The following is a 9,677-nucleotide window of genomic DNA, read 5'->3' as shown; positions in this document are numbered from 1 at the left end:
TCGCTTTGTGCCTTGTCTGGAACCATTTTAGCGATCAGCAGTGCCTATTTGCGAATGTTCAACACGCCCTATATGATTTACGAATTTATGAGTTGAAAGGTGCAAGTCAGATCGTTTGACAAAACGTCGAATTTTTCCTATTAGCTGGGTGCTTGCCCAGCTTTTTTGGTTTTTATACATGAACAAATTTACCGTCCACCTTCTGATTTTCTCCCTTTAACTACTGATTATTTTTGACCCAATTCCGCTTTACTTCTTTTCGAGTATGTCATGAGCTTGCTAACTGCCAGTGTTTTTCTTCTCCTTCTACTTGCCTTGAGTACCTTTGTCTCTGCGGCTGAAATCGCGATTGCCGCAGGGCGCAAAATCAAACTGCAAATCATGGCAAAAGAAGGCGATGTTCGCGCACTTGACGTCCTCAATATGCAGGATCATCCTGGGAGCTTTATCACGGTCGTACAGATAGTACTGAATGCGGTTGCTATCTCGGCGGGTGCTGTAGGCGAGTCAGCCATTAGTCCTTATCTGGAGCAGATGTTTAATAGTGAAGCGGTGGCTTCAGTGATATCGTTTGTACTCATCACCAGCTTGTTTTCACTACTTGCCGATCTCATGCCCAGACGCTTGGCAATGTCGAGTGCTGAGGCGATAGCGGTGCGACTGGTACGTCCAATGATTCTCTTGATTTTTATATTAAAACCCATTATCTGGGTGTTCGATGGCGCTGCAAATATCCTTTTTAAATCCTTTGGTATCTCAACCATCCGCCAAGACGATATGACCCCAGAAGATATCTATGCCGTCATGGATGCAGGCGCTGAAGCAGGCGTGCTAAAAAAACAAGAGCATCATCTGATAGAAAATATCTTTGATATGCAGGAGCGTACCGTCACCTCAGTGATGAACCCACGCGAAAATATCGTTTATTTTGATACCAAAACCAGTACCGAAGAAGTCGTAAATATCATGATTGAGCAGCCACACAATAAGTTTTTGGTCTGCCATGATGACGACCTAGAACATATCGTGGGTTATGTAGAGTCTCGTAGCTTTCTGGCCTTGGTTTTAAATCAGCAAGAGGTTAGCCTGACAAACAAATCTCTGCTAAAGCCTGCGCTCTTTGTACCTGATACGTTGTCTTTGTTTGAAGTATTAGAGATGTTCAAATCGACTGGCGCAGACTTCGCTGTCATCGTGAATGAATATGGGCTTGTGGTTGGTGTTATCACACTCAAAGACGTGATGAGCATTGTGATGGGCGAGCTTGTGACGCTTGAGGAGCAGCCTATTGTTCAGCGCACAGACAACTCATGGTTGATCGATGGTATGACCCCTATTGAAGATGTCATTCGTGCATTAGATATCGTCGATTTACCGCGCAGTGAGAACTATGAGACCATCAGTGGCTTTATGATGTATATGCTGCGCAAAATTCCTAAGAAGACTGATACGATCGAGTATGCCAATTATCGGTTTGAAATCATTGCAACAGACAATCTAAAAATCACGCAAATGCTAGTGACCAGATTAGAAGAGACGACTTGATCGGTCAATTAGTGACTCATTCGATTGGCCTAGTACGCAGGATTCTAGGGCGTGTTCGTATTTTCAGAATGGTGATAAACGTTTGCATTAGGGACATGATTTAGTCTCGCGCACCAAAGATAGCCGTACCAACACGTACCATGGTAGAGCCGTTGTCTATCGCCTCTGCCATATCACCACTCATCCCCATACTAAGTGTATCCCAAGCATTCAACTCTGGATGGCTGGCTTTTATATCGTCAAACAATGCCTTGGTCCGTGCAAAAGCGTTTGTATCTGCTTTGGCAGGGATAATCATCAACCCGCGCAGTTGCAAGCGCTCATAGCCTTTAATCGCTATGATCAATGCTGGCAGTTCTGCTGGTAGGCAACCTGACTTGCTGTCTTCGTTATCAATATTTACCTGAATTAATACGTTCAATGCTGGGAGCTCATCTGGGCGTTGATCGTTTAAACGTTTGGCAATGATATCGCGCTCAAGGGTTTGCACCCAATCAAAATGCTCGGCAATATCGCGTGTTTTATTACGCTGAATACTGCCGATATAATGCCAGACGATATCCGCGCATGCAGGATTCGATTTTAGCGTATTTATTTTTTCAATGGCTTCTTGTAGATAGTTTTCGCCAAAGTGCTGCTGTCCCTCATTCGCCAAAGTAGCAATCATATTGGCAGGCTTGGTTTTTGACACGGCTAGCAAAATGGTAGTATTGGCAGATCTACTATCTCGCTCAGATGCCTGTTCATAGGCTTGGGTCATTTGCTCTTTGACTTGCTGCCAATTAGCGACAAGCGTCTGATTATCAACACTTTGATTTGTCTCTTTCATATCAGTCATATATAAGGCTCTCAAAATTTACTTAATTTTTAATATGTTTTATAAAAAGTTTATGGCTGAGATTGCTTAATTTAAATATTTTTAATAAAAAATTATTTATCGCCCATATATAAAATTAGCTGAAAAATGACTAATTTCATATTTTCTTAAAGGAGTAGATGGTTAAATACTCACAGTCTTGTTATGATATTGTTACATGCTTTAACATATGCTACTGAATATGATAGCGGTGGTAAAGACGGCATGCTGGTTCACTCTTCAATATTTTACGCTTAAACAAAGCGATTGATGGATAGTTTACCACGTGCCTTTATGCTCTTTTGTCTTACCCTGACTAATTGATAGGAATATCGGATTATGGCTGAAAAAAACACCTTAAGTATCGAAGACTTGCTACGTTTTACGGTCAAACATAAAGCATCGGATTTACATATTTCAGCTGGCATGCCTGCGATGATTCGTACCGATGGTGAGATGACACGCATCAATATGCCTGCGATGACGCACCAAGTGGTTCATCAGCTCATTTATGACATTATGAACGACAAGCAGCGCGCTGATTTTGAAGAATTTTTTGAGACAGATTTTTCTTTTGAGATTCCAAACTTGGCACGTTTTCGAGTCAATGCATTCAATCAAAATCGCGGCGCAGGCGCGGTATTTCGTACCATCCCTTCTAAAGTATTGACCATGGAAGACTTAGGGATGGGCGACGTGTTCAAACGTGTCTCAGACTTCAAACGTGGCGTGGTGCTAGTTACCGGCCCAACTGGTTCGGGTAAATCGACGACGCTAGCGGCCATGATTAATTATATTAACGAAAGTCGTAAAGAGCATATTTTAACAATTGAAGATCCGATTGAATTTGTCCATGAATCGAAAAAAAGCCTGATTAACCAGCGTGAAGTGCACCGCGATACCTTAGGTTTTGAGCCTGCATTACGTTCAGCATTGCGAGAAGATCCAGATGTCATCTTGGTTGGTGAGTTACGTGACCTTGAGACCATTCGTTTGGCACTGACTGCGGCCGAAACAGGACATTTAGTATTCGGCACTCTGCATACTAGCTCAGCCGCTAAGACGATTGACCGTGTCATCGACGTATTCCCTGCCGCCGAAAAAGATATGATTCGTGCCATGCTATCGGAGTCACTACAAGCCGTTATTTCACAAACCCTATTGCGTCGTCAAGCTGGTGGACGTGTGGCAGCTCATGAAATCATGCTAGGCACACCCGCTATCCGTAACTTAATACGTGAAAACAAAATTGCTCAGATGTATTCTGCCATCCAAACGGGTGCAGGCGAAGGCATGATTACACTCGATCAAACGCTAAAAAACTTGGTTGGCAAAGGCACCATCAGTAAAGATGTGGCTCGCCCTTATGCCAAGCAACCTGAGGCATTTTTATAGTCTCAGCCAAATCACAAAAAAGCGTGAATGGTGCTAGATTGTTATTGGTCTCTATGAATGACCTTTAATACACTACTCTAAATAACTTTTAATCGACTTACATCGAATGCAGGTACGATATGGACATTGATAAATTATTGCAGTTGATGATTAATAAAAATGGCTCTGACCTTTTTATTACTGCTGATGTAGCGCCTTCCATGAAAGTAAATGGAAAAATTTTACCTGTCGGTAAAACCCCTTTGACCGCTGATCAGACCATGATGTTAGTCAAAGGAGTGATGACCCCTAGCCAGCAAAAAGAATTTAAAGAGACGAACGAGTGTCAATTTGCTATATCTGATGAAGCACAGCAAGCACGTTTTCGGGTCAGTGCATTCATACAGCGCGATATGGCAGGAATGATTTTACGGAAAATTGAGAATAAGATCCCAACTGTTGAGGAACTACGCTTGCCGCCAGCGCTCAAAGAACTGGCCATGAAAAAGCGCGGCATTATCTTGCTGGTCGGCGCGACCGGCACAGGTAAATCCTCTACGCTCGCGGCTATGATTGGACATCGTAACCAAAACTCTCATGGGCATATCATTACCATAGAAGACCCTATCGAGTTTGTCCATAAACATCGTGGTTGTATCATCACTCAGCGTGAAGTCGGTATCGACACTCATTCATTTGAAGCAGGACTAAAAAATACGCTGCGCCAAGCACCAGATGTCATCTTGATTGGTGAGATTCGTAACCGTGAGGTCATGAGCTACGCTATCCAGTACGCTGAGACAGGGCATCTGGTATTTGCAACCTTGCATGCCAATAATGCCAACCAAGCGATTGACCGTATTATTCATTTCTTTGAAACCAGTCGTCATAATCAGCTATTTATGGATTTGTCACTGAACTTGCAGGCCATTATCGCTCAGCAGCTCATTCCAACCCCTGATGGCAAAGGACGCCGTGCTGCTATTGAGATTTTATTAAACTCACAGTTAATTAGCGACTATATCCGTAAAGGTGAGGTGCATGAAATCAAAGACGTCATGACACGCTCTCGAGACAGCGGTATGCAAACCTTTGATCAAGCGCTTTTTGACTTGTATGAACAAGGAGAAATCACTTACAAAGAAGCCATTTTACATGCTGACTCTCCTAACGATTTACGCCTAAAAATCAAGCTTAGTAGTAGAAATGGTAAAGCGAATTTGGATGAAGGTGCCGATAGTTTATCGTTAGACATCAGTTAAGCCATTGAGAGTGATGTCAGTACATACTGAAAAATTAAACTCAAAAAAGCCCTCATTATCAATAATGAGGGCTTTTTAATATAAGAGATCTTAGAGTCATTTATAAAAATAAAGCTTTGATTGATAACCAAGGTCTTTACTTGGCACTGTCTCTGCAAGCTTGGTCAGCACAGATACCATATAAGACTAACGAGTGACCCGATAGTTTAAAGCCGTGCTTTTCTGCGACTTTCAGCTGCTCTTCCTCGATCATCTCATTATGGAATTCAATGATTTTGCCACAAACATCGCAAACCAAGTGATCGTGATGCTCTTCTTGGGTAATTTCAAACACTGACAAGTTATTTTCAAAGTTATGACGCTCTACAATGCCCGCCTGCTCAAATTGGGTGAGTACACGATAGACCGTGGCAAGACCAACATCTTCACCTTGTTCGATGAGCGCCTTGTATATTTCTTCTGCACTCATGTGGTGTAACTCGGCGCTTTCTAGCAGCTCTAAAATCTTAATACGAGGCAACGTAACTTTCAATCCTGCTCTACGTAAATCTTGATTGGTAAAAGAAGCCATAATATCCCTTCTGACTGTGACAGTCTTAGCAAATGAAAAACTAAAAAATATGAGATAAATAATCGTTGCTGATTATTCTTTATTAAATATAAGTGGTTTTAACACCCTCAAAACAGTGCTGATGAGGTGACGGACTGCTTTATAATTCCCTGAATAACCGCAGTGCAAGCCTATGAATTTAAAATATAAATAATAAAACCATTCAGGTGGTGTTTGGTAAATAATGTCGTAAGTGGTAGGCAATTGCAAGTAAATGACGTATCATTTGTCCAAGATTGTCGGTCAGACTCGCACCATCTAACTTTGGCCGCGCCTAATTCATTTCTTATGAGTCATCTTACCATGATAAAGACATTAAATTTTCGTCCGTTAAGCCATGCCAGCGTACTACGTAACATTGTTATCACCAGTATGCTGAGCGCTACTGTCGCTATGTCTGGCTGCTCACTATTGAGCGTTTATAAGATTGATTTGCCTCAAGGCACAGCGATTACTCAAACCCAAGCACAAAAACTAAAAGTAGGGATGAATCAGAACCAAGTACTTTATATCCTTGGCAGTCCTGCGATTAGAGATACCCTTGAACCTAAGCGCTGGGATTACATTTACGATTACCAAGCAGGCACCGAAGGCCGCCGTAAAGGCATTGCTGATGTCAAAAATGCAAGCCAACACTTAGTCGTTTACTTTGATGATAATGGTTTGGTCACTCGCATCGAAGGTATCGAGAGCTTGCCAGCATCGTAATCCGTACGATTTATCAGCTCGAATGACTAACAGTTAAAATTAATAATAACTTAACCGCGAGATTTATTTTTGCGCTGAGACATTGGATCAGCGCTTAAACTGCGATATACCTCGATACGGTCAAAAGGCTGCAATAGATAATTCAGCGGCTGTTTTTGTGCATAGATGCCCACATGCCAACGTTTAGCGGTTGGCGTTGTAACGTTTACTGCTTGCTCACACCATTTTGCCAGCGCTGCAAACCTTTCAAGCCAGCCAGCTTTGCCTAGTGCCTCATACAGACTCGTACCTTGGCTAACCTTTAACACCAGATAATGCTGGCGCTGCTCATCTTCCGCATACGCCAGATAGACTGTCATTAACTCCGATTGCAGTGCATTACTATTACTATGCTTACTGACATCACCTGTTAGCTCAACCACTGTATTACCCAACCTATTAACGCCAATAGCAATGCCAGCGGTACGACAAGACGTATCGCGACTCGCCATAAGTTATAGAATGCTTCGCTGCTAAAGTTCAATGATTTGCGTAAATGACTGATCTTCATCTGCCATCCTGCAAATACCGATAATAGTAGTACCGCTATGCTACTCACTATAACTAGAATGCCTACCAGCCAAGTCGTCGGAATCGCAACCACTAGTAGCAATGCTAAAACAAAAGTTATTATCAAGCTAACTAACAGCCCAAACTTATGCGCTAACTGCTGAGTACTGTAATGCAGCAAATAGCTAACGACGAATAGTACGCCAGCCCAATAGAGTAGTTGTCCAATCGGTGGTAACGACATACCACTAATAAATAACGCGACAACCCCTACCAATACCTGCAAAATCCAAATTGGTAATACCAATTTAGTGGCACGATAATCACGAGCAGCCCTACTTTGTGCTTGTTGGCTGCTTGCTTCCACGGCAGTGACCGTCTGCCTACTGACCAAGTTTTGCCCGAACCAGTACAACCCTGTACCCGCACCAACACTGACCAATGCTAGCGCCACTGCCCGCGCCCATTCAACCAAGCTGATATCGGTCATAGCAAAACTAATATTAGGCACACCATTTGCGATGCCCAATATTAATCCAACGACCATCAATCCGAGGCCAATAGGCAAAGGCGCAACGCCAAGCAGACTTAATAGCACAGTAATAACCATCAACCCTGCGGCAACCGCAAAACTTGGTACATCAGGGGTACTATTAAGCTCAGTCAAAGCGGTTAATATCCCTGTACTGGCACCTGATATGATCAATGCTGCAATCACAATAGAAACCAATGCAGCCAGCCAACCAAAGCTTCGCCATATTGGGCTTGCATCTGATTCGCGAGTGAGCTTTTGCATACCGGCCAAAGGTCCCTCGACACTACGATAAGCCAAAGCTATCTCAGCATAAACAACTGGCAACGCGACCAACACCATTGCTAGCAGCCATAATAACCAAAAATCGATCTCACCGATTGAAGCAGGGGCAAACCAGCGAAATAATAACAACGGTAACAATACCGCGATAAAATAAGAAGCATAACGGATCATCATAATCTCAATCCAAACGATCTAATACCATTCACAAAAACGACAGTAGCAAGCAAAACGAGTTCGATACAGCTAATCGCATTTTTGAGTATGGTATAAAGTGAATAACGGTAATTTATAATTATACAGAGCAATGAGTTACCTCTGTAAAGCAATTCAGCTGTACACTGTCTTTTCAATATAAGGGACAAACAGTTATAAAAAAACCCCGAAATCGGGGTTTAGTAGTTCAGACATGATCAATATGTGCAAGGTGCTCAATAATTCTATCTACAACGTGCGTATCAGATAGTGATCATCAGTGCCGTTTAATTAGTGAATAGCACTCACATAGTCTGACAAGATACGAATGTCACGATCTGATAATTTCGATGCAACGGTTTGCATCATACCCATCTCACCTTCTTTCGCAGCATCATTGACACGTTTTTGATCATCGCTATCGATATCATCAGCACGTCCAGCGGCACGGAATAGTTTTAGCTGAGTGGCAATGTATTGGGCATGCTGTCCGCCTAATTTTGGAAACGCTGCCCAAGGGTTACCTGCACCATCCGGACCATGACAACCAGCACAACCAATCACACCGCGTGATTTATCGCCACCCAAGAATAGTTTGGTGGCTTCTTGGTTCGTTGCAGGGTTGCCGTATCCAACACCCCAAGGCGCTTGGCTAGAGTAGTAACCTGCCACGTTGGCTAGATCTTGCTGAGACAAGTTAGCAACCTGTGACTGCATGATACCGTTTTTGCGATAGCCTGCTTTAAAGTTAACTAACTGTTTATAAAGATATTTTACATTTTGGCCGCCAAGGTTTGGCTGCGCAGGAACAATACTGACCCCATTAAGACCATGACAAGCAGCACAAACGGTTTCTGCAATTTTCTGACCTGCATCGACGTCATACTCAGGAACAATAATAGCAGCTTGTACGCTGAAACTTGCAACGCATAAGCTGGCAGCAGCGATTAACTTTTTCATTGATACAAATCCTACTAGCTCGGCGTAAGCATTATTTAGAGTGATTGCACGGATAAGATACCTAATATAGTCGCCTCTTTAATCATAGGCGTGGCATATATTTTGAGGTCTTGGACACAAGCAGTCTGAAAGTACTTACTAACATCAGGGTTTATTTTCGATTATTATAGCAAGACTTTGTATCATTTGCCTACTTAATCGTAGTATTCATCAGTTTTCTGATGAGCATAGCCTAAAGTATAGGGCAAAAATAAAAAGCGCATTCAGGTTGTAAACCCAGCGCTCTATTTTATCGCTTCAAGCTTCATGTCTAAATGGACTATTTGCTCATATACTCGATAAGCTTGCGGTAGTCATCATCGCTACAGGTGTTACAAAGACCGCCTGCTGGCATTTGAATCATGCCACTTTTGACAGATTTAATGAGTGTCGGCATGCCCTTTTGCTCAATAAGTTTCTGCCATTTGGCACTATCGCCTTTTTTGATAGCATTTAGTGCGCCACTATCATGACAGGCTGCACATGAGTTATCATAAGTAGTAGCAATATCAGCCGCACCTGCGCTACTGATCATGATGCCACTTAGCAATAAGGCAGCACTGCCAACTGTTAGAGCATGATAGCCCTTACTAAGAAGTCTATTGATTGAAAACATAGAGCACCTCCTCGTGAGATTTCACGTGTCACATCAATCGTTCTATTAGGGCGTGTTGAACATTCGCAGATAGGCACTGCTGATCGCTAAAATGGTTCCAGACAAGGCACAAAGCGACGATAATGCAGATGCCTTAGCGAGATTTGTAA

At 42.7% G+C, this 9,677-nt stretch carries 10 protein-coding genes; 4 read left to right on the top strand and 6 right to left on the bottom strand.

Features of this window, described 5'->3' with window-relative positions; all coding sequences use genetic code 11:
- Positions 1-270 precede the first annotated feature (270 nt).
- Entirely contained in the window at positions 271-1,545 is a 1,275-nt protein-coding gene (locus B3V51_RS12315) for a hemolysin family protein (protein WP_186475165.1), read from the top strand.
- A gap of 100 nt (positions 1,546-1,645) precedes the next feature.
- Here B3V51_RS12315 and B3V51_RS12310 read toward each other — a convergent pair whose 3' ends face one another.
- Entirely contained in the window at positions 1,646-2,374 is a 729-nt protein-coding gene (locus tag B3V51_RS12310; RefSeq protein ID WP_071003702.1) for a YggS family pyridoxal phosphate-dependent enzyme, read from the bottom strand.
- A 366-nt stretch (positions 2,375-2,740) separates the two neighbouring features.
- Here B3V51_RS12310 and B3V51_RS12305 point away from each other — a divergent pair, with 366 nt between their 5' ends.
- Together B3V51_RS12305 and B3V51_RS12300 are read left to right on the top strand one after the other, a co-directional pair.
- Positions 2,741-3,796: a type IV pilus twitching motility protein PilT gene (locus B3V51_RS12305; protein ID WP_093067571.1), complete on the top strand. Its 1,056-nt coding sequence runs from the start codon at positions 2,741-2,743 to the stop codon at positions 3,794-3,796.
- A gap of 119 nt (positions 3,797-3,915) precedes the next feature.
- Positions 3,916-5,037, top strand: a complete 1,122-nt coding sequence (locus tag B3V51_RS12300) for a PilT/PilU family type 4a pilus ATPase (RefSeq protein ID WP_212563948.1) — start codon at positions 3,916-3,918, stop codon at positions 5,035-5,037.
- 136 nt (positions 5,038-5,173) lie between these two features.
- Here the strand turns inward: B3V51_RS12300 and fur are convergent, their stop codons facing one another.
- Positions 5,174-5,608, bottom strand: a complete 435-nt coding sequence (fur, locus tag B3V51_RS12295) for a ferric iron uptake transcriptional regulator (RefSeq protein ID WP_058024231.1) — start codon at positions 5,606-5,608, stop codon at positions 5,174-5,176.
- 327 nt (positions 5,609-5,935) lie between these two features.
- On the opposite strand from fur, the gene B3V51_RS12290 reads away from it, so the two are divergent.
- A complete protein-coding gene (locus B3V51_RS12290; protein WP_058024230.1) occupies positions 5,936-6,355 on the top strand; it encodes an outer membrane protein assembly factor BamE in 420 nt (139 codons plus the stop codon).
- Between the two features lie 50 nt (positions 6,356-6,405).
- On the opposite strand, the gene B3V51_RS12285 is transcribed toward B3V51_RS12290, so the two are convergent.
- The 4 genes from B3V51_RS12285 to B3V51_RS12270 all read right to left on the bottom strand — a co-directional run bounded on the left by B3V51_RS12285 (position 6,406) and on the right by B3V51_RS12270 (position 9,528).
- On the bottom strand, positions 6,406-6,789 hold the full coding sequence (locus B3V51_RS12285; protein WP_286708507.1) for an RnfH family protein: 384 nt from the start codon (positions 6,787-6,789) through the stop codon (positions 6,406-6,408).
- Positions 6,765-7,895 (bottom strand): hypothetical protein, encoded by a 1,131-nt coding sequence (locus tag B3V51_RS12280; protein ID WP_093067566.1) that lies wholly within the window; start codon positions 7,893-7,895, stop codon positions 6,765-6,767. The genes B3V51_RS12285 and B3V51_RS12280 overlap by 25 nt, the downstream gene beginning before the upstream one ends.
- Before the next feature lie 309 nt (positions 7,896-8,204).
- On the bottom strand, positions 8,205-8,873 hold the full coding sequence (locus B3V51_RS12275; RefSeq protein ID WP_212563949.1) for a c-type cytochrome: 669 nt from the start codon (positions 8,871-8,873) through the stop codon (positions 8,205-8,207).
- A gap of 319 nt (positions 8,874-9,192) precedes the next feature.
- The gene (locus tag B3V51_RS12270; protein WP_058024226.1) at positions 9,193-9,528 is read right to left on the bottom strand and encodes a c-type cytochrome; all 336 of its coding nucleotides are present in this window, start codon (positions 9,526-9,528) and stop codon (positions 9,193-9,195) included.
- Positions 9,529-9,677: the final 149 nt, after the last annotated feature.

This window comes from Psychrobacter sp. UBA2514 (genome assembly GCF_002341255.1).
Taxonomy (GTDB): domain Bacteria; phylum Pseudomonadota; class Gammaproteobacteria; order Pseudomonadales; family Moraxellaceae; genus Psychrobacter; species Psychrobacter pacificensis.
The sequence above is the reverse complement of the archived record's forward strand: the minus strand, read 5'-3'. Positions and strand labels throughout refer to the sequence as shown.